The organism is uncultured Jannaschia sp., assembly GCF_947503795.1.
Taxonomy (GTDB): Bacteria; Pseudomonadota; Alphaproteobacteria; order Rhodobacterales; family Rhodobacteraceae; genus Jannaschia.
In genome coordinates, this window is record NZ_CANNEZ010000002.1 from 62,975 (window position 1) to 84,682 (window position 21,708).

General features: G+C 69.1%; 25 protein-coding genes. 8 read left to right on the plus strand and 17 right to left on the minus strand.

Translation table 11 applies throughout. The features are described from left to right. The first annotated feature begins 32 nt into the window (after positions 1 to 32). The 4 genes from Q0833_RS12710 (at position 33) to Q0833_RS12725 (ending at position 2,804) form a co-directional block, all read left to right on the plus strand. The gene (locus tag Q0833_RS12710; RefSeq protein WP_298435320.1) at positions 33 to 389 is read left to right on the plus strand and encodes a helix-turn-helix transcriptional regulator; all 357 of its coding nucleotides are present in this window, start codon (positions 33 to 35) and stop codon (positions 387 to 389) included. Between the two features lie 31 nt (positions 390 to 420). Then, complete coding sequence (locus tag Q0833_RS12715; protein ID WP_298436848.1) at positions 421 to 1,470, plus strand: YeeE/YedE family protein; 1,050 nt, start codon at positions 421 to 423, stop codon at positions 1,468 to 1,470. Between the two features lie 102 nt (positions 1,471 to 1,572). After that, complete coding sequence (locus tag Q0833_RS12720) at positions 1,573 to 1,923, plus strand: copper resistance CopC family protein (RefSeq protein WP_298435323.1); 351 nt, start codon at positions 1,573 to 1,575, stop codon at positions 1,921 to 1,923. Further along, positions 1,923 to 2,804 carry a CopD family protein gene (locus Q0833_RS12725; RefSeq protein WP_298435326.1) on the plus strand — a complete coding sequence of 294 codons (882 nt, stop codon included), beginning with the start codon at positions 1,923 to 1,925 and terminating at the stop codon, positions 2,802 to 2,804. The genes Q0833_RS12720 and Q0833_RS12725 overlap by 1 nt, the downstream gene beginning before the upstream one ends. A gap of 10 nt (positions 2,805 to 2,814) precedes the next feature. On the opposite strand, the gene Q0833_RS12730 is transcribed toward Q0833_RS12725, so the two are convergent. The 6 genes from Q0833_RS12730 to Q0833_RS12755 all read right to left on the minus strand — a co-directional run bounded on the left by Q0833_RS12730 (position 2,815) and on the right by Q0833_RS12755 (position 6,772). After that, on the minus strand, positions 2,815 to 3,555 hold the full coding sequence (locus Q0833_RS12730) for an SH3 domain-containing protein (protein WP_298435329.1): 741 nt from the start codon (positions 3,553 to 3,555) through the stop codon (positions 2,815 to 2,817). Between the two features lie 8 nt (positions 3,556 to 3,563). Beyond that, a complete protein-coding gene (gene csgH / locus Q0833_RS12735) occupies positions 3,564 to 3,944 on the minus strand; it encodes a curli-like amyloid fiber formation chaperone CsgH (RefSeq protein ID WP_298435331.1) in 381 nt (126 codons plus the stop codon). Then, entirely contained in the window at positions 3,941 to 4,600 is a 660-nt protein-coding gene (locus tag Q0833_RS12740; RefSeq protein ID WP_298435333.1) for a hypothetical protein, read from the minus strand. Before Q0833_RS12740 ends, csgH begins: the two co-directional genes overlap by 4 nt. Positions 4,601 to 4,622: 22 nt before the next feature. Next, positions 4,623 to 5,060 carry a hypothetical protein gene (locus tag Q0833_RS12745; RefSeq protein ID WP_298435335.1) on the minus strand — a complete coding sequence of 146 codons (438 nt, stop codon included), beginning with the start codon at positions 5,058 to 5,060 and terminating at the stop codon, positions 4,623 to 4,625. A gap of 109 nt (positions 5,061 to 5,169) precedes the next feature. Continuing rightward, positions 5,170 to 6,237, minus strand: coding sequence for a CsgG/HfaB family protein (locus Q0833_RS12750; RefSeq protein WP_298435338.1), 1,068 nt, complete (start codon positions 6,235 to 6,237; stop codon positions 5,170 to 5,172). A gap of 76 nt (positions 6,238 to 6,313) precedes the next feature. Further along, positions 6,314 to 6,772: a curli assembly protein CsgF gene (locus tag Q0833_RS12755; RefSeq protein WP_298435339.1), complete on the minus strand. Its 459-nt coding sequence runs from the start codon at positions 6,770 to 6,772 to the stop codon at positions 6,314 to 6,316. A gap of 683 nt (positions 6,773 to 7,455) precedes the next feature. On the opposite strand from Q0833_RS12755, the gene Q0833_RS12760 reads away from it, so the two are divergent. After that, positions 7,456 to 8,958 (plus strand): hypothetical protein, encoded by a 1,503-nt coding sequence (locus tag Q0833_RS12760; RefSeq protein WP_298435340.1) that lies wholly within the window; start codon positions 7,456 to 7,458, stop codon positions 8,956 to 8,958. Positions 8,959 to 9,060: 102 nt separating this feature from the next. Here the strand turns inward: Q0833_RS12760 and Q0833_RS12765 are convergent, their stop codons facing one another. From Q0833_RS12765 to Q0833_RS12790, 6 genes are all read right to left on the minus strand, one after another. Next, the gene (locus tag Q0833_RS12765) at positions 9,061 to 9,270 is read right to left on the minus strand and encodes a DUF2783 domain-containing protein (protein ID WP_298435342.1); all 210 of its coding nucleotides are present in this window, start codon (positions 9,268 to 9,270) and stop codon (positions 9,061 to 9,063) included. 4 nt (positions 9,271 to 9,274) lie between these two features. Then, positions 9,275 to 10,897, minus strand: coding sequence for an FAD-dependent oxidoreductase (locus Q0833_RS12770; RefSeq protein ID WP_298436851.1), 1,623 nt, complete (start codon positions 10,895 to 10,897; stop codon positions 9,275 to 9,277). Between the two features lie 5 nt (positions 10,898 to 10,902). Further along, entirely contained in the window at positions 10,903 to 11,853 is a 951-nt protein-coding gene (locus Q0833_RS12775) for an MBL fold metallo-hydrolase (protein ID WP_298435344.1), read from the minus strand. Then, positions 11,850 to 12,797 carry a fumarylacetoacetate hydrolase family protein gene (locus Q0833_RS12780; RefSeq protein WP_298435346.1) on the minus strand — a complete coding sequence of 316 codons (948 nt, stop codon included), beginning with the start codon at positions 12,795 to 12,797 and terminating at the stop codon, positions 11,850 to 11,852. The genes Q0833_RS12775 and Q0833_RS12780 overlap by 4 nt, the downstream gene beginning before the upstream one ends. A gap of 109 nt (positions 12,798 to 12,906) precedes the next feature. Next, positions 12,907 to 14,265 (minus strand): homogentisate 1,2-dioxygenase, encoded by a 1,359-nt coding sequence (gene hmgA / locus Q0833_RS12785; protein WP_298435348.1) that lies wholly within the window; start codon positions 14,263 to 14,265, stop codon positions 12,907 to 12,909. Between the two features lie 84 nt (positions 14,266 to 14,349). Next, entirely contained in the window at positions 14,350 to 15,036 is a 687-nt protein-coding gene (locus Q0833_RS12790) for a D-lyxose/D-mannose family sugar isomerase (protein ID WP_298435349.1), read from the minus strand. A 102-nt stretch (positions 15,037 to 15,138) separates the two neighbouring features. On the opposite strand from Q0833_RS12790, the gene Q0833_RS12795 reads away from it, so the two are divergent. Next, complete coding sequence (locus Q0833_RS12795) at positions 15,139 to 15,663, plus strand: CIA30 family protein (protein WP_367274966.1); 525 nt, start codon at positions 15,139 to 15,141, stop codon at positions 15,661 to 15,663. On the opposite strand, the gene Q0833_RS12800 is transcribed toward Q0833_RS12795, so the two are convergent. From Q0833_RS12800 to Q0833_RS12810, 3 genes are read right to left on the minus strand one after another with little or no spacing between them, the layout of a single operon-like run. Then, on the minus strand, positions 15,660 to 15,983 hold the full coding sequence (locus Q0833_RS12800; protein ID WP_298435352.1) for a TraR/DksA C4-type zinc finger protein: 324 nt from the start codon (positions 15,981 to 15,983) through the stop codon (positions 15,660 to 15,662). The genes Q0833_RS12795 and Q0833_RS12800 overlap by 4 nt on opposite strands. Next, entirely contained in the window at positions 15,980 to 16,894 is a 915-nt protein-coding gene (gene rbsK / locus Q0833_RS12805) for a ribokinase (protein WP_298435355.1), read from the minus strand. The genes Q0833_RS12800 and rbsK overlap by 4 nt, the downstream gene beginning before the upstream one ends. Further along, positions 16,887 to 17,333, minus strand: coding sequence for an RbsD/FucU domain-containing protein (locus Q0833_RS12810; protein WP_298435358.1), 447 nt, complete (start codon positions 17,331 to 17,333; stop codon positions 16,887 to 16,889). Before Q0833_RS12810 ends, rbsK begins: the two co-directional genes overlap by 8 nt. A 142-nt stretch (positions 17,334 to 17,475) precedes the next feature. Here Q0833_RS12810 and Q0833_RS12815 point away from each other — a divergent pair, with 142 nt between their 5' ends. After that, on the plus strand, positions 17,476 to 17,853 hold the full coding sequence (locus Q0833_RS12815; protein WP_298435361.1) for a c-type cytochrome: 378 nt from the start codon (positions 17,476 to 17,478) through the stop codon (positions 17,851 to 17,853). Positions 17,854 to 18,024: 171 nt separating this feature from the next. Here Q0833_RS12815 and Q0833_RS12820 read toward each other — a convergent pair whose 3' ends face one another. Together Q0833_RS12820 and Q0833_RS12825 are read right to left on the minus strand one after the other, a co-directional pair. Beyond that, a complete protein-coding gene (locus Q0833_RS12820) occupies positions 18,025 to 18,663 on the minus strand; it encodes an SGNH/GDSL hydrolase family protein (protein ID WP_298435364.1) in 639 nt (212 codons plus the stop codon). Then, entirely contained in the window at positions 18,660 to 19,706 is a 1,047-nt protein-coding gene (locus tag Q0833_RS12825) for an ABC transporter ATP-binding protein (RefSeq protein ID WP_298435367.1), read from the minus strand. The genes Q0833_RS12820 and Q0833_RS12825 overlap by 4 nt, the downstream gene beginning before the upstream one ends. Positions 19,707 to 19,861: 155 nt before the next feature. On the opposite strand from Q0833_RS12825, the gene Q0833_RS12830 reads away from it, so the two are divergent. Beyond that, complete coding sequence (locus tag Q0833_RS12830; RefSeq protein ID WP_298435370.1) at positions 19,862 to 21,532, plus strand: sugar ABC transporter substrate-binding protein; 1,671 nt, start codon at positions 19,862 to 19,864, stop codon at positions 21,530 to 21,532. Positions 21,533 to 21,708 lie beyond the last annotated feature (176 nt).

The window sequence follows — 21,708 nt, forward strand, 5'->3', positions numbered from 1 at the left end:
ACGCCCGACGCGAGCCAGACGAGTATCCGACCATGGCCCTTCCGGTCTTCGGCCCCGACACCTGCGAGGACGATCTCGACCGCATGCTCGAGAACGCGACCGCCGCGTCGAACTTCCTCAAGGCGATCAGCCACGAGGGACGGCTGATGATCCTCTGCCATCTCGCCTCGGGCGAGAAATCCGTCACCGAGCTCGAAACCCTGCTCTCGGCGCGACAAGCCGCCGTCTCGCAGCAGCTCGGGCGCTTGCGGCTCGAAGGGCTCGTTCAGCCCCGACGCGAGGGCAAGACGATCTACTACTCCTTGACCGACGGTCGCGCGATCCGGATCATGGATGTCGTCTACGACCTGTTCTGCCGGTCGGAGGGCGGGCCCGCGCGGACACCCTGACCGGCGGCCCAATGGGGAGGATCGGGGCATGTTGATCGACTGGATCGACGAGAGCCACGCGATGGCGCTCGTCGGATGTGCGGGGGGACTCCTGCTGGGCCTTGCGGCGCGTCTCGGGCGGTTCTGTACGCTCGGCGCGATCGAGGACGTCATCTATGGCGGCTCGTGGGTGCGGGCACGGATGTGGGGCGTCGCCTTGGGCGGCGCGATCGTCCTGACCTTCGCCGCGGATGGCCTCGGACTGGCCGATCCCCTGCGCTCGATCTACCTCGCCGGTCCTTGGTCGCCCGCCGCCGTCATCCTCGGCGGCCTGCTCTTCGGCTACGGCATGGCCATCGCGGGGAATTGCGGCTTCGGCGCGCTGGCGCGGCTGGGCGGCGGGGATCTGCGGTCCTTCGTGATCCTTCTCGTCATGGGATTGTCGGCCTTCGCGGTCATGTCGGGCCCCTTCGCCCATGTTCGCATGGCGATCTTCCCCGGCGCGACCGGCGGCGGTCCGCAGGGCATTGCGCACGCGCTCTCCGCGGCGACCGGCCTCGCGCCGGTCTGGCCCGGCATCGCCATCGGTCTGGCCATCCTCGGCGCGGCCCTCTGGGACCGGGCGTTCCTGCGACGGGGCACCGCCCTCGCGGCGGGCGCCGCCGTCGCGTTCGCCATCGCCACCGCGTGGATCGGCACGAGCTGGATCGCGGCCAACGGCTTCGCCGCGACGCCGGTCGTGTCGCATACCTTCGCCGCACCCTTGGGCGGCACGATGCTCTGGCTGATGACGGCCAGCGGCACGTCGTTGAATTTCGGCGTCGGCTCGGTCGCGGGCGTGCTGCTCGGGGCCTTCGCGGGCAGCCTTCTGCGCGGTCACTTCCGGTGGGAGGCGTGTGAGGACCCGCGCGAACTCCGGCGCCAGATCGGCGGCGCGGTCCTGATGGGCGTCGGTGCCGTGCTCGCCATCGGATGCAGCGTGGGCCAGGGTCTCTCGGCCGCCTCGGTGCTCGCGTTCTCGGCACCCCTCGCGATCCTTTCGATCCTCGCCGGGGCGGCGATCGGGCTGCGCCAGCTCATCACCGGGTTCCAGACCGGCTGACCGCAGCACGATCCCCCGCTGCCACGGCTTGACGTCGGCGCTCTGGGCGGGCGTGGTGGGCCTGGCCCGTCGACGGCCGCGACGCAGGACAAGGACGACCCGATGATCTCAAGACCCGCACTGGCCGCAGCCGCACTCGCCCTTCTTGCCGCCGGGGACGCCACCGCCCATTCCAAGACCGACGCCCACACGCCGGCCGACGGAACCACCGTGGCCGAGGCCCCGCTGATCGCGATGAATTTCGACGCACCGATGCGCGTCATCGCGATCGAATTGACCCGCGAGGGCGACGCGGTCGAACTCGAACGCGCCACGGGGATGGAGCCGGTCACGCGCTTCGAGGCTGCGCCGACCGAGGGTCTCGATCCCGGCATCTACCGCGTCGACTGGCGCGGGATGAGTGCCGACGGGCACCCGATGCAGGGCGAATTCGGCTTCACCATCGCCGAGTGATGGACGGCCTCGCCCCGGTCGACGGGCTCGCCCTCGTCGCGGTCGCCGCCAAGGCCGCGGGCTACGGCGCGGCACTTCTGGCGATGGGCGGCGCGCTCTTCGTCCTCATGTTCCGCCGCGATGCGGATGACGCCACGCTCCGGCGCGCCCGTCGGATGGCGGCACTTGCCGCTTCGATCGGGCTGGCCGTTCTGGCCCTGCGGTTCGGGATCCGGGCGGCGCGCATTTCGGGCCTCGGGCTCACCGGGGCCACGGACCCGATGATGCTCGGCTTCGTCTGGTCGAGCCCGCTGGGCACCGCCGCGATCTGGCGCGCGCTGGGCGAAGCGGCGATCCTCTCGATCCTTCTGCCGGGGCCGCTCGGCCGCATCCTTCCCGCCATCGGCGCGGTCGCCGTCGCGGTCTCCTACGCGCAGGTCGGACACACCCTGGGCGATCCGCGCGCGCTGCTGGCACCGCTTCTGGTGCTGCACCTTCTCGCCGTGGCGTTCTGGATCGGGGCGCTGGCCCCCCTGCACCACGCGGCCCGGTCGTCCGCGGGCGCGGCGCTGCTCGACCGCTTCGGTCGGATCGCGGGGGGCGTCGTGGCGCTTCTGGCGGTGGCGGGAATCGGGCTCGGCTGGTGTCTGTCCGGTGGCATCTCGGCACTCTTCGGGACGGCCTACGGGCTGGGACTGATGTTCAAGGTCGGGGCTGTCGCGGCCCTTCTGGGGCTCGCGGCGCAGAACCGTTGGCGGCTCGTGCCGGCCTTGCGCGCAGGTCAGGCTGGGGCGGCCCCGGCGCTGCGCCGGTCGATCGCCACCGAGGGCGCGATCGTCGTCATGATCCTGATCGCGACGGCGGCGATCACCACGATCACGACTCCGCCCGCGAATCTCTGACCGGGCGGCCCTATTCCGCCGCGACGAAGGTCAGGATGGGCCAGGTGTCGTCCCGGATCGCGGTGCGCGCGAACCAGCCCGTCGCATCCCCGAACCGCGCCCCGCACCAGAGCCCGTCGGTCGTCGTCAGGCAGGTATCCACCGTCACGGTCGAGCCCGTGGGCACGACCCCGATCACCCCGGCATCGGCGCGGGGCTGGGACCGGACATTGAGGTTCACGAGCGTTTCGATCCGAGCGGGCCCTTCAGCGCCGAGAGCCGGGCGGGCCATGGCTTCGGGCGTGGCGCAAGTGCTGGTAAACCCCCGGAAGATACAGCGATAGGTGGTGATCGCTTCGCGGATACGGCGGCTGTTGGCGTCACCTTCGGCCCGCTCCAGGATCAGCGGCCCGGCATCGCCCCCGAGTTCGCCCGTGATGCGGAACTGCGTCCCTCCGAGCAGAGCCACGGTCGCATCGGTTGCGTTGGTCAGCCGGATCTGCCCGTCGGCGATCGTCCAGCCCGTCGCGGTCGAGACCGGCGGGCGGCAATCCTTCGTGGAGACGCCGCGGCGCCCGTCTGCCGCCGCCTCGGGTGCAAGTTCAACCGTGCAGCTTCCCCCGGTCGACGTGCCGGGATCGAAGCTGAACCAGATCCCCGAGAAGGCGTCGGCGAAGCCACCCTCCTCCTGCGCGACGGCGGGCGCGGCCAGCGCGGTCGCCAATGCGAAACCGAGGATCGCGGCGCGGCGGGGGACCGATGCCATCGTCATCGCGACCCTCACGGCCCGATATTCAGGGTGAGGTCGGTCCGCGCGGCGACCTCCCCGTTCCGCGAAATGACGAGCGAGGCGGCCAGCGCGGTGCCGTCGCCGACATTGATCGAGGTCTGGGAAAACCGGCCCCGGCCGTCCGCGCCGATAACCACCTCGGTGGTCTGCGAGGTGCGGACGTTGTTCGAACCGCTCCGCCGCTGCAACGTGACCTCACCGCGCACGGTCTCGCCCGGTGGGCCGGAGACGTAGCTCGTGACGACGACCACTTCGCCGTCGCGCTCGAGATCGATATGCGGGATCGCCGTCATGTCGCCCATCGCGGCGGTGCAGAGCGCCGCCAGGCCCAGGGCCAGCGTCCGACCCGCCCCGCGCAGGCCCCGGATCATGGCCCGCCGAGGACGGTCGTGGTGATGTTCACGGCCCCGGCATTCGAGAACACGGCGACGCTGCCGCCTTCGGTTGCCGCGAAGGCCCCCGCGCCGAGACCGTCGCCGACGAGCGTGAAGGACACGTTCGTGTCGACTCCGCTCACCACGAGGCCCAGATCGTTGTCATTGCCGCGCTGAACCAGCGTGCCGGATGCATTGGTCCCGCCGACCGTCAGCGCGCCGGTGTTGCCAACGCCGTCCTGAACGATCGTGCCCGAGCTGTTGGTGCCGTCGAGATTGATGACCCCGGTGTTGTCGGACCCAAGCTGTTCCAGTGACGCGAAAAGCGACTGGCCATCGGCATTGATCGTGGCGGTGTTGTTGAACGCGGCGTCCGTCGCGCCGCCCTGCGAGAAGAGGACGGTGACATCCGTGCCCGCGACGTTGATGTCGGCCGCGTTGCCCGATCCGGTCTGGCGCGCGGGGGCAAGCCCGTCGACCGATCCCGCGATCTGGGTGTTGGTGCCGCCGGACTGGTCGATGCTCAGCGTATTGCGCGCGCCCGTCCCGCCCGTGCTGTCCTGCACGAGAAAGAGCGTGTTGCCGTCCGCGGCGGCGAGGCCCGGAAGGGCAAGGCAGAAAACGGCCAGAACGCGGCCTTTACCGATAACCATGGAATCCCCCATTTCCCCGCAACTACCACGAGGATTGGCGCACGCTCAATTCATTTCCGATTCCGCTCTGGCGGAACACGACCGTCTGGCCCTGTCCCGTCTGGGTGATGGTGGCGCGATTGGCGGCTCCGGTGACCGCCCCCGTCACCGACTGCCCCCGCCCCGACTGCACGATATCGAAGAGGTTCGACTGACCCGTAACATCCAGCACGACGCTGTGCGAAAGCCCGGCCTGTTCGACCGATCCTGCGGCCGGAGCCGCGGTTGCGACCCGGGCAGAGGACGTGGATCGCGGGTGCCGGACGACCACCGTTACGCGACCTGCCTCGGCCTCGACGATGCGAAGGGTGTTGGCCTCCGGCGCCACGAGCCCGATCAGCTCGTTCTCGGTCGCCTCCCCGGCAGGTGCCGAGAGAGCCACGACGAAGCAGGCGGCGATCAGATGTCTGGCGCGGACCATGGGCGATCTCCGATCCGAGGGCGGGAGAATCGCAGCGTAGACGTCAGATGTTAATCTTTCGTTGCCACACGCGAATTCGGTTCGGGCGCATCGCGCGACCGTGGCGGGATCAGCCCACCACGTCCGCGGCATGTGGCGTGTCGGGCGGCAAGCGGGGCGCAGGCGCCTGGACGGCGGGTGCTGCGGGTTCGAGCCGACGCTCGACCACCGGGGCCACCGTGCGGGCACGGCGGCGTGCGGGCACGGTTTCGGGGATGCGCGTCGCACCGATCGTGGTGTCGGGACGGGCGGGGGACGCGCCCGTGGCGGGCACGTCGCCGTCGAACTTCTGTCCCACGTAACCGGTCACATAGGCCTGCCCCGCGCTGGTGTCGGCGAAGCTCCAGATGCCGGCCATCGACCCTTCCGCGATCAGCGCCATCACGGCCTTCTCGACGGCCTGCTCGACCGCGATCTGCTTGGGTTCATTGACCGCGCGACCGGCCTCGCCCTCGAGGATCTCGTCGAGCGCGACGTAGGTGAAGATGTTGCCCTGTTCCGAGATCGAGGCGAGCGGCTTGCGCACGACGACGCTGGCCAGCACCTCGCTCGTCTCGACCGACACGGCCTTGAGCGACACGGTCACGACGTCGATCTTGTAGCGGCGGTTGGCGCCGATCCCGAGATAGCGGGCACCGACGCCGCCGGTGACGGTGTTGGTGTCGTAACCGACGATCGCGCCGTCGATCAGGATGCCGGAATGGTCGAGCGGCCCAAGCACCGAGGGGCTGATATTCTGCTCACCACGGTAGATGCGGCGCATCTCGGTGATGATCTGGCGCTCGCGCACGAGGTTGTCGAGATTGGAGCGGTCGAGCACGCTGAACCAGCGCCGGTCGCCGGCATCCTGCAAGGCCTTGATCAGGACGGCCGCGCCCCCCTGGGTGACGGCACGCGACAGGTTCTGGCCGGTGGTCGATTCCTTGTACTGCCCCGTCAGGTCCGGCATTCCATAGACCGACACGGTGACCCGGTGCGACGGGAACGGCACGGCGCGGAGCGCGCGGTTCTGGGCCGTGATATCGCCGACCGATGCGAGATACTGGCTCTCGTACGAATCCTCGAAGTGGAAATTGCACGCGGACAGGCTTGCGATGGCCAGGGCGGCCACGCTGAACGATCTCAATCTGTGGAACACTTTACGGTCCTTCTGATTTACTGCTCGTGCTGCGTTCGGCGGGCTTGGCCCGTCCGCGCGGCATCCTATTGTTTGGCTATCCGGTGACGAGTTGCGGGACGACGATCTCCGTGACGGTGCCGTCGAGGGCATCGGTGATGACGAGGCGGATCTCGCCGACGGTGCGGACGAACTCTACCGTGGTGGTTCCGAAAACGACCGTGCCGCTTTCGCTGGGCGTGTCGCCGAAGATGGCGTCCGTGACCTGGCCCGCGAGTGCCGACAGAAGCCGGCCCTCGAGCTGGCGGACGAACAGGTCGGCGTTGCTGGAGCCGGGCGAATCGATCCCGCCGCCGCCGAACCCGCCGCCGCCGCTGGTGGCGTCACGGGCTGTCGCCTCGCGCTGCGCACTCGCCGTCGAGAGCAGGTAGGTCGAATTGAGGGGGTTGCCGCCGAAGGACGGGTTGACCGGCGTGTAGACGATATCCTGCGCGACGACCGGACCGGCCATCAGGCCGACCGCGAGGGCAAGGGCAAGGGCGGTTCGATACGTCATCACTAACTCCTCCGGCCGCGCATCACGCGAATCCGACGTTAACACTTTGCCCTTCGATCAGAGCGTAATTCCGCCGATGCGACAATCTTGACTTACCCACAGGCAACCGGATTCCGCCGTCCGTGCCCAATCGGCCACCACCCGGACATCCGTGCGCAGATGACCGCCCGCCGATTGATCCCAGTAAAGAAACGGTTTTCCGGTCTTTCGAGCTTTGTCGGGCAGCGCGAAATAGCACCCCCGGCCTCGGCGTCCGAATGCGACCCGATTGCGTTTCAAATGCAGCAAAAGGTTGACGGTCGGTTAACGCGCGCGGCATGAAGTGAGGCATCGGCGTGTTCTTGCCGATGCTGCGAACGAATGTTCGCGTGTACGTGTTTGCAGGTTTCCGCGCCAGTTGGAGTACGGCGCCCGCCCCCCGGACAGCCCCGCATCGAAATGGGGCCATGACCGGGTCGACGGACGGCCTTCGGGCCGGGTCACCGAAGGTACCGGCGGGACCGGATGCGTTGCAGGACGCATCGCCACGATCCCGCCGGGTTGTTCGACCGACGCGGGCGACCCCCGCCGTCACACCCCCGAAGCGCGGACGCAGATCCGGCGCACGGACACCGAGGCAGATCGGACAGGACGTGAATTCGTCCGGGTCGAGTACCCGGATTTCGTGACCTTGTGGGGACTTTATGAACACCAGATTTCTTACCGCCTCGATCCTGGCCCTGTCGGTCGGATCGGGCGCTGCCATGGCGGACAACAACTTCGTGCTGTTCGATCAGATCGGGAACGGCAACGACGCGCTGATCGACCAGGATGGCGACAACAACGCCTTCGGCGGCAATGTCGGCAGCTACGAAGGACCGATCGCCTCGATCAACAACGCGGTCCAGTCCGGCAACGGCAACGATCTCGACCTGACGCAAACCGGGAACGGCAACCTCGTCGGCGTCAGCAAGGGCGTCAACGGCAACGGGTTCGAACAGCTCGGTGACCGCAACCGCGCCCGGATCGAGCAGACCAGCTTCGAGAACATCATCAACAACGTCAGCCAGGACGCGACCGCAGGTGGCGGCAACGTCCTCGTGATCCGTCAGGGCTCGACGACCACCCCGCCGAACCCGGTCAGCGGCAATCTCGACCGGACCGGCAACACGCTGATCAGCGTCGAGCAGATCAGCACCGGGGCCACCGGCAACCGGGCCCGCATCACGCAGTCGGTCGAGGGTGCAGCGCCCAACAACCGCAACCGCAACCGCATCGGTGGTCGGCTCGGGCGCGCGACCCAGATCGAGATCTTCGGTAACACCGCGCTCAACGGTAAGAACCACGGCGTCGAGCAATATGGCGACGACAATGACGTCACCGCGGTCCAGCGCGGCGCGGACAACCTGTTGATCACGGCCGCGCAATGGGGTGTCGGCAACGACATGGATCTCCGCCAGATCGGCAACACGAACTACATCGTGACCGCCGAGCAGGTGGGCGATAACAACGATGCGCGCATCCGGGTCCGCGGCGACCGGAACGGCAATCTGGGCTTCGGCCAGACCTGGGCGCTGCTCTCGGGCGCGGGCGCGTCGTCCATGCTGCAGATGGGCAACGGCAACTTCGTGGATTACGACGCCCGCGGCGACGACAACGATTTCGGCTTCGTCCAGATCGGTGACAACAACACCGTCGGGTCCGTCATGGTCGTCGGAGACGGCAATGAGACGGGCATCAGCCAGACCGGCGACAACAACATCGCCTCGATCGCGCCCATCGTCGGAGACGACAACGATATCGGCATCCTGCAGCTGGGCGACGCGAACATGGCGGACGTGGTCATGGACGGCGGCAGCAGCCGCAACTCGTTCGGGATCGGCCAGTTCGGGAACAATCACGTCGCGACTCTGAGCATCGACGGGAACGACAACGGCGAGGGTCTCTTCAGCGGCGACGCGGCCAGTGTCGGCGTGCCGTCGGGCCTGATCCTGCAAGGCAATCTCGGCGGAGCAGGCAACGTCTTCACCGGCGAGATCACCGGCAACCGCAACGTGTTCGGCGCGGCCCAGCTGGGTGAAGGCAACGATATCGACGCGACGGTCATGGGCAACCGGAACCAGTTCGCCGTCGTGCAGCTCGGTGATGCCAACGTCGCGCAGTTCAGCCAGATCGGGAACAACAACAATCTCGGCATCACGCAGTAAGCGATGCCGGGCCGGGCGGAGACATCCGCCCGGCCCACACGCCGCCCGAAGGGGCGCGCGACTTCATTCCACATCACTTTTCGAGAACTACCCCGCTGCGCGTCAGCCTTCCGCGGCCGGCGCGGTGCGGCGCGCGAGGTCGAGCGCCTGGCCCAGCGCTTCCGCATCCCCGAGATGGTTGGCGAGGATCAGGATCAGCCGCGCGTTCAGCGCGTGGACCGCATCCGCCTCGAGCCCGTCATGCGCCGCGAGGAGCGCGGCGTAGAATGCGTCCGGGTCGTCGAGGTTCGGGGTCACGATCAGGTCTGCCATCGCCTCAGCACCGCCCCAGCGCGCGCGTCACCGCCGCCTCGACCGCGCGCGGGTCGTAGGCCGGCCATCGCGCCACGACATGCTGGTCGGGACGGATGAGGTAGAGGCCCCTCTCCGCCGCCCCGAGATAGCGCGCCGCGACCAAACCCTCGGGGTCGTCCGTAGGCCCGATCGTCACCGTCCCGAGTGCGAGGCCCGCGGCCATGGGCGCTTTCGGGAGCTCGCAGCCGATCGCCAGGAACGCGAAGCCGTCCGCCAGCCGGTCAAGGAGGAACCCCTCGGCCAGGGGCGCATCGCTGCAGGGGCTGCCGGGCCGGGTCCGCGCGGGCGCCCCCGGCAGCGCGTCCGGCCCCAAGAGCGGCGAGCCGTCATAGGTGCAGGGCGTCGACAGCCGCCCCGAATTGACCATCGGCCGCGCGAAGGGCACCTCGCCCACGAGGTCCAGCACCGCGTCGCGGAAGAGCGCGTGCGCCGCGTTCCGGGGCGTCAGGAAGTCGGCCGACCGGCTGGAATGGGCGATGTTCTCCTCGGCGGCCTGCTTGCGCTCGACATGGTAGCTGTCGAGGAGCGCGTCCGGCGCATCGCCCGCCAGAACCGCGGCCAGCTTCCATCCCAGATTGTCGATATCCTGCATCCCGCCATTCGCGCCCCGCGCGCCGAACGGGCTGACCTGGTGGGCGCTGTCGCCGGCGAAGAGCACCGGGCCGTGGCGATAGCGATCCATCGTGCAGCACCGGAAGGTGTAGATCGACGTCCAGACCGTCTCGAAGGATACCTCCGGGCCGATCATGCCGACGACGCGGGCGCGCACCCGCTCGGGGTCGAGCTCAGTGGCGCGATCGATCTCCCATCCGAGCTGGAAGTCCAGCCGCCAGATATCGTCGGGCTGCTTGTGAAGGAGCGCTGTCTCGCCGGGATTGAAGGGCGGGTCGAACCAGAAGCGCCGCTCGGTCGGCATCTCGGTCTGCATCCGGATGTCGACGATCAGGAAATTGTCCTCGAAGACGCGCCCTTCGAACCCCAGCCCCATCATCTCGCGGATCGGCGACCCGGCCCCGTCGCAGGCCACGAGATATTGCGCCTCCATCCGGTAGGGCCCGTCGGGCGTATCGACCTCGAGCGCGACATGGTCGTCGTGGCGGTCGAGTGCGGTGACGCGGTTCCGGCCCCGGATCTCGATCGGGGCGCCGCCCCCCTGGGCGCGGCGGATCTCCTCGACGAGGAAGCGCTCGAAACGGGGCTGCTGCAGGTTGACGAAGGCCGGGCGGCGATGCCCCGCCTCGGGCAGGAGATCGAAGGCGTAGATCTCCGCCTCGCCGCGAAAGACGCGGCCCCGCTTCCAGACGACGCCCCGCTCGACAATCGGCTCGCCGCAGCCCAGCCGGTCGCAGATCTCGAGCGTCCGCTTGGCGAAGCAGATCGCGCGGCTGCCCTGTCCGACGCCGTCATGGTCGTCCAGCACGACGCAGGCCACGCCCTGCCGCCCCAGGTCCAGCGCCAGCCCCATGCCCACCGGCCCGCCGCCGACGATCACGACCGGGTGCCGCACCGGGGCGTCCGCGTCCTGATCCGGCACGCGCGCATAGGGGTAGAGCTGGAACGCGGTGCGGTAGCGCGTCGCGACCATCCCGATCAGCCCTGCAATGCCTCCCACATCTCGAGATCGCGCGCGGCGGTCCAGATGCGGGGGTGGGCGATGCCGCGCGCCTCGTCATGGGCGCGGGCGACGTTGAAGGGCAGGCAATGCTCGTAGATGGCGTAGTCGGAGAATTTCGGATCGCATTCGGCGCGCACCGCGTCCCACGCCTCCTTGAGCGAGCCGCCGCGGGCGGCGACGCGGGCCGCCGGGCGATAGGTGCTGGTGACGAAATCCCGCGTGCTCGCGATGGCGCGCTCGACCGCGTCCCGCCCGATCAGCGCGCCGCCGCGTCCCGGCGCAATGGCATCGACGTCATAGGCGCGGATCGCGTCGAGCGTGCCGCCCCAGTCGCCGAAATACCCGTCGCCGCAATAGCAGGCCGAGCGATCCTCGACGATGTCGCCGGTGAACATGACGTTCGCGTCGGGAATGTGGATCACCGCGTCGCCGGCCGTGTGCGCCCGCCCGAGATGCCGGATGTCGACGCGCCGATTGCCGAGATAGACCGTCATCCCATGCGAGAAGGTCGTCGTGGGCCAGGTCAGGCCGGGAATGCTCTCGTGCCCTTCGAAGAGGCGCGGGAAGCGTTGGAACTCGCTGTCCCAATCCTCCTGCCCCCGCTCGGCGACCATCGCACGGGCGGCGTCGGACATGATGACCTGCCCCGCGCCGTAGGCCGAAGCCCCCAGCACGCGGACCGCGTGATAATGCGTCAGAACGAGATGGCTGATCGGCTTGTCGGTGACCGTGCGGACCTTCTCGATCACGAGGTTGGCGAGGCGGGGCGTGGCCTGCGCCTCGACGATCATCACGCTCTCGTCGCCGATGATGACGCCGGAATTCGGGTCGCCCTCGGCGGTGAAGGCCCAGAGCCCCTCGCCGATCTCGTCGAAGGTGATGGTCTTGGCGGCCAGGTCGCCCTGGCTGGCGAAGGCTTTGCTCATGTCGTCTCCACGTTTTGAACGATCCGGCCGAAGAGGTCGCGGCCTTCGGCGTCTTCCATCCACATCTCGACCCGGTCGCCCGAGGCGAGGAACGGCGTCTGCGCGGCGCCGTCGGTCAATGTCTCGACCATGCGCTGCTCGGCGATGCAGGAATACCCGCGCGCGCCCGCCGCCACGGTCCGACCCGGCCCGCCACCTTCGTCGCGGTTCGAGACCGTGCCCGACCCGATCACCGTGCCCGCCGGCAAGGGACGGGTCCGGGCGGCATGGGCGACAAGCTGGCCGAAATCGAAGGTCATATCCTCACCCGACCGGGTCCGCCCGAACGGCGCGCCATTGAGATCGACGCAGAGCGTGGCGTGAAGGCGGCGGCCATCCCATCCCGGCAGGTCGTCCGGCGTCACGGCGAAGGGTGCCAGCGCCGAAGGCGGCTTCGATTGCACGAATCCGAAGCCCTTCGACAGCTCGTCGGGGATCAGCGCGCGCAGGCTCACGTCGTTCAGAAGCATGACAAGCCGGATCGCGGCCGCGCCCTCGTCCGGGGTGGCGCCCCGCGGCACGTCGCCCGTGACCACCGCCACCTCGCCCTCGAAATCGATGCCCCAGGCGGCGTCGCCCGTGATCGGAGCCGTCGGCGCGTCGAACACGGCGCAGCCCTGGTACATCAGCGGGTCGGTCCAGAACCGCGCCGGCATCTCGGCGCCGCGCGCGCGGCGAACGAGGTCGACATGGTTCACATAGGCCGATCCGTCGAGAAACGTGTGCGTGCGCGGCAGCGGCGCGAGTAACGCATCCCCGGCCACGGGTTCGACGCGCGCGCTGGGTGCGAGGTCGGCCCCGTCGAGCCAGGCCCGCATCGTGCCCGCACCGGCAGACCGCAGACCGTCCTCCTCCACCACGAGCGTGCCATCCGGCCCGCGGGAGGCGAGGCTCGCCAGCCTCATGCGCGCCACCTCGGCGACGCGTCGCCCCCTAGATCCTCTGGCCCGAAATACCTCGGGGTCACGGGGGCAGAGCCCCCGCCCCGGCCGACCGTACCCGCGGTCCGGCCGCTCATCCCTTCGTCCCCGGCGTGCCGTCGAAGAGCTTCGGCAAGTCCGTCCAGCAATCGATGTAGTCGTCCTGCAGCGGCGCCTCGCGCCCGGCGAATGCCGTCAGGTGCTGCGGGAACCGCGTCTCGAACATGAAGGACATCGTGTCCTCCAGTTTCATGGGCTTCAGATCGGCATTGGACGCGCCTTCGAAGGCCTGCCGATCCGGCCCGTGCGGCAGCATCATGTTGTGCAGCGAGAGCCCGCCGGGCACGAACCCCTTGGGCTTGGCGTCGTACTGGCCGTGAATGTTGCCCATCAGTTCGGACATGACGTTCTTGTGGTACCAGGGCGGGCGGAACGTGTCCTCGGCCACCATCCATCGGTCGCGGAAAAGGACGAAATCGATATTCGCCGTGCCGGGGCTCGCCGATGGCGCGGTCAGCACCGTGAAGATCGACGGGTCCGGGTGATCGAACAGGATCGCGCCGACCGGGCAGTAGGTGTTGAGGTCGTATTTGCAGGGCGCGTAGTTGCCGTGCCACGCCACGACATCGAGCGGCGAATGCCCGATCCGCGTCTCGTGGAACTGGCCGCACCACTTGACCGTGACGGTCGACGGCGCATCGCGATCTTCGAAGGCGGCGACCGGCGTCTTGAAGTCGCGCGGGTTGGCCATGCAGTTGGCTCCGATCGGGCCGCGCCCCGGAAGCTCGAAGGTCTGGCCGTAATTCTCGCAGACGAAGCCGCGCGCCGGACCTTCCAGCACCTCGACCCGGTAGACCAGCCCGCGCGGCAGGATCGCGATTTCCTGCGGGGCGAGGTCGATCACACCCAGCTCGGTGCAGAATCGCAGACGCCCTTCCTGCGGGACGACCAGCAATTCGGAATCGGCCGAATAGAAATAGGCGTCCACCATGCTCTCGGTCACCAGATAGACATGCGCCGCCATCCCGACCTGCGTGTTGACGTCGCCCGCCGTCGTCATGGTGCGCATCCCCGTCAGCCAGGTCAGCGCCTCGCCCGAATGGGGCAGCGGATCCCAGCGGTACTGGCCCAGCGAGGTGACGCCGTCGGGGATATGCGGCGCGGTCGTCCAGTAGGGCAGGTCGATCCGCTCGAAACGGTGCGTGTGCCTGACCGAGGGCCGGATGCGGTAGCACCACGTGCGCTCGGGACGGTCGGCGGTGAAGGCCGTGCCCGAAAGCTGCTCACCATAGAGGCCGTAATTGGCCTTCTGCGGGCTGTTCATCCCTTGCGGCAGTGCGCCGGGCAGGGCCTCTGTCTCGAAGTCGTTTCCGAAGCCGGGCATGTAGCCTTCGACCGTGCCGACCGGCGTCAACGCGGTCGTCAGGCTGTGCGACGCGGGTGCCTCGTTCATGATGCTCCTCCCTGCTCCTGCCTGCCCCAATAATCGTTGCGCTTGCAACTATCAACGCCCAACTGGAGCGGAACGCGGCCGCGGTCAGCTCAGCCAAGCGTCGTAATCGCTCACCAGAAGGTGGGTCGGCGCTACGTCCTCCTCGATCTCGGCGAAGCGTCCGATCGGTTCGCGGAAGATGTTGTCGGTGAGGTCGTCGTTGACGGTCGAGACCTCGCCGATCAGCACGTCGCCCCCCTCGCCCCAGAAGGCGTGCCAGTCGCCGGGGCGCAGCGTGACGCTCTCGCCCGGCGCCAGCGCCAGCCGCTCGCCGGGCGCGTAGTCGCGGTAGAGCCCGTCACAGGCCACGCGTCCGCCCGCGCCTTCGTCGAAGCGCCCCTCCTCGTCCGAGCCGTAAAGCTCGATCACCAGCGTGGAACCGCCCCGGTTGATGATATCCTCGGTCTTGGTGATGTGTGTGTGCATCGGCGAAAGCTGGTCCCGCCGCGAGATCAGGAGCTTCTCGGCATAGCAGAACCCCCCGCCCGCGCGCAGCTCCGCCGGGTCGCCGTTGCGCAGCGTGAAGAGGAACAGGCCCATCTCGTCGAACCGGCCCGCGCCGTAATCGGTGATGTCCCAGCCGCAGCGATGGTCGATCACCTCGGCGGCCTCGGTGCGGCGGGCGACGAAGGTCTCGGGCGACCAGCGCGCCCAGGGCGGCAGCGCGAAGCCGTGGCGGCGCATCATCTCGTCGGCCTCGGCCATGATGGCATTGATCCTCGACCGCTTCATGCCGGTCTCCTCCTTCGGGCGTCATTGCGCGCGACGATAGCGCCTTCGCCCATCGGCGCCATCCGTCTTTCCGAGCGGCGGGGGCGGCCTAGATCGGGGATGATGAAGCGACGCCTGTTCATCGCGGCGGCCCTGCTGGCCGCCCTGCCCGCCCGTGCCGAGGAGATGCAGATGGATCTTGAACCGGACTGGGGCTACGTCGCCGACACGGTCATGGGCGGCGTCTCCGAAGGGCGGGTAACACGCGAACGCATCGCCGGGCGCGACGCGGTGCGCCTGACGGGCGAGGTCTCGACCGAGAACAACGGCGGCTTCATCCAGATGGCCACCCCGGCCAAGCGCGACGTCTCCGGCTGGACCGGCATCGAACTGGACGTCATCGGCAATGGCGAAACCTACGAGATGCGCCTGCGCACCGAAGGCATGACGCGGCCTTGGCAATCGTTTCGCGCCGAATTCACCGCGCCGCCCGACTGGACGACGATCCGGCTGCCCTTCGACGCGTTCGAGGCCAACCGCACCGACATCGCCTGGGATCCCGCCGGGCTGCGGCGGATCGGTGTTCTGGCCGTCGGGCGGGAGTTCACGGTCGATATCGCGGTGGCCGGGATGCGGCTCTACCGCTAGCCCCTGCGGCAATCGAGGCAGAGCGGTGTCGCCGGATCGAAGGCGAGGCGTGCGGGCTCCACCGGCTCCTCGCAATCCACGCAGAGCCCCCATGTCCCCGCCTCGACCCGCGCGAGCGCCGCCTCGAGGACGGTGATCCGGGCCGATCGACGTGCCTCTTCGCCCGCCGCCATCGCCTGGTTCTGAATCGCGTCCATCCGCGACAGCCGCCCGACGCTCTGCTGGTCCAGCACCACGGGGCGGCGCGCCTCGGCCGTGCCGTCGCGCGCGACCCGTAGCTCGGCCAATTCCGCCTCCAGCACAGCGCGGGGATCGTTCACCCGAGCAGCGCGTCGATCTCGGCCCGCGATGGCATCGACGGCGCGGTGCCGGGCCGCGTGACGCTGATGGCGGCGGTCGCGCAGCCGAAGCGCACCGCCTCGCGCGGGGACATGCCCTCGGCCAGCGCCGCCGCGAAGGCTCCATTGAAGGCGTCGCCCGCACCCGTCGTCTCGACCACGGGGCCTGCGTCGAAGGCGGGCACCATCTCGGTCGTGTCGGCGTCGTGATAGAGCGCGCCCTGCGCCCCGAGGGTCAGGATCGCCGCACGCCCCACCCCCGCCGCCAGCAGCGCCTCGCCCGCCGCGCGGGCCGACGCCGCATCGGTGACCTTGATGCCGGTCAGCGCCTCGGCCTCGGTCTCGTTGGGGGTGACGTAATCGCAAAAGGCCAGCATGCCTTCGGGCAATGGCGCGGCGGGTGCGGGGTTCAGGATGGTGGTCGCCCCGCCCTCCCGCGCGAGGCGTAGCGCGTGGACCGCGGCCTCCATCGGCTGTTCCAGTTGGGTGACGAAGACTTTGGCTCCAGCGATCAATGCAGCATGGCCGTCGACGAAATCCGCATCGATCCCGGCCGCCGCACCCGGCGCGATGATGATCGCGTTGTCGCCCGTCTCGGCGTCGATGAAGATATAGGCCGCGCCCGTCGCCTCGTCGCTCCGCTCGACGGCCGGAACGACGCCCGCGTCCTCCCACGTGGCCATCGCCATATCGCCGAAGGTGTCCGACCCGATCCGCGTCACCATGGCCACGTCGCCGCCCGCGCGCGCCGCCGCGACCGCCTGGTTCGACCCCTTGCCGCCGGGGCCGAGTGCGAAGGACCGGCCCATGATCGTCTCGCCCATCCGCGGCTGTCGGTCGGCGCGGTAGGCGGTATCGGCGACGAACACGCCCAGGATCACGACATCAGGCATCGGGACCGATCACTCCTTTGCGCAGCATGATGCAGCCGTAGAACCGGCGCTCGCCCGTCTGGATGACCGCATAGGCCTCGCGCGCGAGGTCGTAGAAGGCGAACCGCTCGATCCCCACCATGTCCCGCGTCTCGCCGGTGGCCGCGATCTCGGCCTGCACCTGCTGCTGCACCGGCGGTACGGTGGCGGCGTCGTCCACGACCTCCATGCGGCCCGCGAAATCCTCCACGAAGGTGTCGAGCGGCATCACCGACAGGACCGCGCGCGCCACCTCGGCCATCGGACGGTCGATCCGCAGCACTTCGCCATGAACCGTCTCCTGCGCGATTGCGTCCGAGGGGAAGTTCGTGTCCGCCAGGATCAGCATGTCGCCATGCCCCATCGCACGCAGCGCATAGAGCACATCGGCGTTCAGGATCGGGTCCAGTCCCTTGAGCATCGTTCGGTCCTCCCTTGGTGCGGGCCACGCTAGGCCCGGCGGCGCGCCGCTGGCAAGACGGCGGCTTGCGATGGGTCAAGACATGCGCCAAGCGGCCGGGGCAAGATCGTCGCGATACCCGAACCCTCGCCCGGAGACCCCCATGCGCCTCATCGCCCTTCTGCCCCTCGCCCTCGCCGCCTGCCAGACCGCGCCCGAGGACCTGCGCGTCGACGCGGCACACGGCATGGCGCTCTTCGCGCAGGACTGCGCGGCCTGCCATGCCGTGGACGCGACTGGCGGGGTCGGCCCAGACCTCACGCGGATTTCGGCGCGCAACGGCGGGTCCTTCCCGACGACCCGCGTGCTGGGCCAGATCGACGGGCTGGGGCGCCATGGCGACCCGGCGGCGGTGATGCCGGAATTCGGGGCCGAGGACCTCGGGCCGACGGTGGTCGTGGAGTTCGAGGAGGGGATCGGGACGCCGGTCCCCGCCGACCTCCTGGCGCTGTCGCGCTACCTCGAGAGCATCCAGCGCTGATCGACGATCGGGCTGTTGAAATCGCGCCCCACGGGCGCGTCGCACCGCCGCTCCGGTCTGCCGTCATTGCACATTGACCCGGACCGAGCAGAGACTATTCGTACGAATATTCTCCGCCTCGCCGCGACCGTTCGTCGAGATCCCTCCACCCGGCGCGACGTTCGCGGCGGCTCAGCCCAGCCCCAGCCGCGCATGCACCGCGTCGGCCATCGCAAGACCGATCGCAACCTGTGCTGCGCCATCCATGTGGACGCCGTCCAGCGGATCGACCTCGGCCATGCGGCCCGCGTCGAAGAACCCGCAGCCCAGCCCCTCGGCCATCTCGCGGAGCGCGGGCGCGATGGCCCGGCTGCGCGCGCGACCGCCCTGGAACATCTCGGCCAGCACACCCGCCTCCTCCAGCGGGACCGGCGCGACCAGCATAACGTCCGGCGCGCCGCCATCGGGCCCCGACGTCGAGCCTTGCACGACCTGCGCCAGCCGCCCCGCACCGGCGGCGATGTCCCAGCCCCGCAGGCCGAACCGCGCCTTGCAGTCATTCGTGCCCAGCATGACGATCACCAGCCGGATCGGCCTGTGGCTTTCGAGAAGCGCTGGGAGCACCCGGAGCCCGTTCTTGTGCGCCCCTTCGATCGGGTCGTCATGCACGGTCGTCCGGCCCGGATGCCCCTCGCAGATCACTTCGGTCCCCAATGCGCGGCCCATGACCATTGGCCAGCGCGCCTCGGGCGGGTGCCGGTCGAGCTGGCCCAGCCGCGCGAAGGGCCGCGTGCCGTGGCTGTTGCTGTCGCCGAAGACGAGGATCGTCACGGATCGACCCGCGCGCCGCTCTCGCGGTCGAAGATGTGGACCGTGCCGGGCGCGGGCATCAGGTGGATGCGGTCGCCGGGCCGGATACCGGGCCGGTCTCGCGTCACAGCCGTCACCTCGCGCTCGCCGATCCGCGCGATCACATGGGTCTCGGACCCCGTCGGCTCGACCACCGAGACCGTCGCGGGCAGCCCCGCCTCGGCCAGCGCGAGATGCTCGGGCCGAAGTCCCAGCGTGACGCCGTGGCCCGCCGCGACCCCCGGCACCGGCAGCACGTGACCGTCCACCGTGACACCGTCCGCCACGCCCTCGCCCGGCATCAGGTTCATCGAGGGCGAGCCGATGAAGCTGGCGACGAAGGTGTTCGCGGGCCGGTCGTAGAGGTCGAGCGGCGAGCCGATCTGTTCGACGTGGCCGCCCTGCAGAACGACGATCTTGTCGGCCATGGTCATCGCCTCGATCTGGTCATGGGTGACGTAGATCGTGGTTGTCGACAGCCGCTGGTGCAACTCGCGGATCTCGGCGCGCATCTGGACGCGCAGCTTGGCGTCGAGGTTCGACAGCGGTTCGTCGAAGAGGAAGACCTGGGGGTCGCGGACGATGGCGCGGCCCATCGCGACGCGCTGGCGCTGACCACCCGAGAGCGCGCGCGGGTAGCGGTCGAGGTAATCCGTCAGCCCGAGGATGCCCGCCGCGCGGTCCACCCGCTCGGTGATCTGGGCCTTGTCCATCCCCGCCATGCGCAGGCTGAACGCCATGTTCGCGCGCACCGTCTTGTGGGGGTAGAGCGCGTAGTTCTGGAACACCATCGCGATGTCGCGGCGCGCCGGTGCCAGGTTGTTCACCACCCGGTCGCCGATGGCGATGGTTCCGCCGCTGATCCCCTCGAGCCCCGCGACCATCCGCAGAAGCGTGGACTTGCCGCAGCCCGACGGTCCCACCAGCACGACGAATTCCCCGTCTGCGATATCGATATCGAGGCCGTGGATGACCTCCGTCGTCCCGTAGGACTTCCGCAGGTCGCGGATCGTCACGTTGGCCATTCGTCTCCCCTTCGCTCGGGCCGACGCTAGCGGGGCGTCCGGCGGCTGTCACGTCCGACATGCTAACATGCCAGTCCCTTGACAGGTCGGGTCCGGCGCGGTGACTGTCGCAGGGTCAAGGTCGCCCGGAAAGGGCGCCGATCTGGGAGGATCACATGAAGCACCGCATCTACGAACACTTCCTGCGCACGGGTAAGCTCAATCGTCGCGCCATGCTGCAGGGCGCGGCCGCCACGGCCGGTCTCGCGGCGGGCGGCGCGCTGATGCCGAAGGGCGCCTTCGCCGACGCCCACGGCAACCTGCGCGCCGAGATCCTGCAGATCCCGGGCGTCGGATCGGGCAGTCCGACGGATGCCGACTGGCAGCGCGTGGGCGAGATGTGCCTCGGGGCGACACGCGAAAGCGTGGCCGAGGGCGAGTTCGCGGGCGTCGAGCTGACCTTCATGGGGCTCAACAACCAGAACACGCACAACTTCCTGTTCCGCGGCTTCCTGAAGTCGTGGGAAGATTACACCGGGGCCACGATCAACTGGATCGACCTGGCACAGGCCGACTACAACGCGCGCCTGCAGCAGTCGATCGCGACCGGCACGGTCGATTTCGACATCATCGAGATGGGCGCGCCCTTCGAGGGCGACGTTCTGGGCCGCGGCATGGCCTCCGAGATGCCCCAATGGGTCGCCGACATCATCGACATGGACGATTACGTCGACTACCTGAAGGCCCCCGTCGGGACGTGGGACGGCAAGACCTACCGCGTGTCGATCGACGGCGACTGCCACACGATGGCCTACCGCCAGGACTACTACGACAACGCCGAGTTCGCCGAGGCCTGGGCGGCCGGGGCCGGCGAAGGTCCGTGGGCCCCGCCCGAGACCTGGGAGCAGGTCAACGCGCATTCGAAGTTCCTCGCCGGCAAGACCGACCCGCTGACGGGCCTGCCCGCGCACGGCTTCCTCGACCCGCTCAAGGGTTGGGGCGGCTTCGGGTTCTACTTCCTCGAGGACCGCGCGACGCCCTATGCCAAGCACCCCGACGACCCGGCCTGGCTGTTCGATCCCGAGACGATGACGCCGCGCGTCAACAACCCGGCCTTCGTGCAGGCGATCCAGGACGTGATGGACCTGATCGCGACCGAAGGGGCCTACCCGGCCGACCAGATCAATGCCGATCCGGGCACGACCGCATTCCAGCAGTTCCTCGCCGGCACGGGTGCCGCGCTGACCTGGTGGGGCGATGTGGGTGCGGCGGCGCGGACTTCGGACACCTCGGTCGTGGGCGAGGTCGCGGCCTTCTCGATGAACCCGGCCGCCGAGCGCGTCTACAACTCGCAATCCGGCGAATGGGAGGAGGGCCGCAACGAAAGCCCGAACCTCGCCTATATCGGCTGGGGCGTCTACGTGATGGCCAAGACCGAGGAGGACGAGCTGAAGAACAAGGCGGCCTGGTCGGCAGCGGCGCATCTGGGCGGCAAGGACCTGTCGCTCTGGGCCTCGGCCTACCCGTCGGGGTTCCAGCCCTACCGCAACTCGCATTTCCAGTACGAGGAATGGGAAGCGGCGGGCTACGACCGCGCCTATGTCGAAGATTTCCTCGGCGCCAATCTCGACAGCTACAACCACCCCAACGGCGCGATCGAGCCGCGCATCCCCGGCATCTTCCAGTACTACTCGGTCGCCGAGGACGAGCTGGCGAAGGGCTTCGCGGGCCAATACGGCTCGGCGCAGGAGACCGCGGACGCCATCGCCGCCGCATGGGAGGAGATCACCGACCAGATCGGCCGCGACAGCCAGATCGCGCTCTACAAGGCGTCGCTGGGAATGTGATCCGCACCGTCTGAGATCGGGGCGCGTCCGGCGATGGGCGCGCCCCTTTTTCGTGGTGCCGGGCCCGGTCGGGCCGGGGCATCGAGCCCCGGCCCGACCGGCGAGGGTCTCCCCTCGCGCTCCCCGAGGTATTTGGGGCCAGAGGACGGGGGCGCGATTGACAGCGGCGCATGTCG

Bases quoted from the DNA above. Each gene is read 5' to 3' on its own strand.
- Q0833_RS12725 (WP_298435326.1), top strand. From the start codon at position 1,923: ATGGACGGCCTCGCCCCGGTCGACGGGCTCGCCCTCGTCGCGGTCGCC.
- Q0833_RS12720 (WP_298435323.1), top strand. From the start codon at position 1,573: ATGATCTCAAGACCCGCACTGGCCGCAGCCGCACTCGCCCTTCTTGCC.
- Q0833_RS12815 (WP_298435361.1), top strand. From the start codon at position 17,476: ATGCGCCTCATCGCCCTTCTGCCCCTCGCCCTCGCCGCCTGCCAGACC.
- Q0833_RS12770 (WP_298436851.1), bottom strand. From the start codon at position 10,897: ATGGTCGCGACGCGCTACCGCACCGCGTTCCAGCTCTACCCCTATGCG.
- hmgA (WP_298435348.1), bottom strand. From the start codon at position 14,265: ATGAACGAGGCACCCGCGTCGCACAGCCTGACGACCGCGTTGACGCCG.
- Q0833_RS12745 (WP_298435335.1), bottom strand. From the start codon at position 5,060: ATGGTCCGCGCCAGACATCTGATCGCCGCCTGCTTCGTCGTGGCTCTC.
- Q0833_RS12780 (WP_298435346.1), bottom strand. From the start codon at position 12,797: ATGAGGCTGGCGAGCCTCGCCTCCCGCGGGCCGGATGGCACGCTCGTG.
- Q0833_RS12830 (WP_298435370.1), top strand. From the start codon at position 19,862: ATGAAGCACCGCATCTACGAACACTTCCTGCGCACGGGTAAGCTCAAT.
- Q0833_RS12810 (WP_298435358.1), bottom strand. From the start codon at position 17,333: ATGCTCAAGGGACTGGACCCGATCCTGAACGCCGATGTGCTCTATGCG.
- Q0833_RS12730 (WP_298435329.1), bottom strand. From the start codon at position 3,555: ATGACGATGGCATCGGTCCCCCGCCGCGCCGCGATCCTCGGTTTCGCA.
- Q0833_RS12825 (WP_298435367.1), bottom strand. From the start codon at position 19,706: ATGGCCAACGTGACGATCCGCGACCTGCGGAAGTCCTACGGGACGACG.
- Q0833_RS12765 (WP_298435342.1), bottom strand. From the start codon at position 9,270: ATGGCAGACCTGATCGTGACCCCGAACCTCGACGACCCGGACGCATTC.
- Q0833_RS12790 (WP_298435349.1), bottom strand. From the start codon at position 15,036: ATGAAGCGGTCGAGGATCAATGCCATCATGGCCGAGGCCGACGAGATG.
- rbsK (WP_298435355.1), bottom strand. From the start codon at position 16,894: ATGCCTGATGTCGTGATCCTGGGCGTGTTCGTCGCCGATACCGCCTAC.
- Q0833_RS12755 (WP_298435339.1), bottom strand. From the start codon at position 6,772: ATGACGTATCGAACCGCCCTTGCCCTTGCCCTCGCGGTCGGCCTGATG.
- Q0833_RS12775 (WP_298435344.1), bottom strand. From the start codon at position 11,853: ATGAGCAAAGCCTTCGCCAGCCAGGGCGACCTGGCCGCCAAGACCATC.
- csgH (WP_298435331.1), bottom strand. From the start codon at position 3,944: ATGATCCGGGGCCTGCGCGGGGCGGGTCGGACGCTGGCCCTGGGCCTG.
- Q0833_RS12795 (WP_367274966.1), top strand. From the start codon at position 15,139: ATGAAGCGACGCCTGTTCATCGCGGCGGCCCTGCTGGCCGCCCTGCCC.
- Q0833_RS12710 (WP_298435320.1), top strand. From the start codon at position 33: ATGGCCCTTCCGGTCTTCGGCCCCGACACCTGCGAGGACGATCTCGAC.
- Q0833_RS12760 (WP_298435340.1), top strand. From the start codon at position 7,456: ATGAACACCAGATTTCTTACCGCCTCGATCCTGGCCCTGTCGGTCGGA.
- Q0833_RS12740 (WP_298435333.1), bottom strand. From the start codon at position 4,600: ATGGTTATCGGTAAAGGCCGCGTTCTGGCCGTTTTCTGCCTTGCCCTT.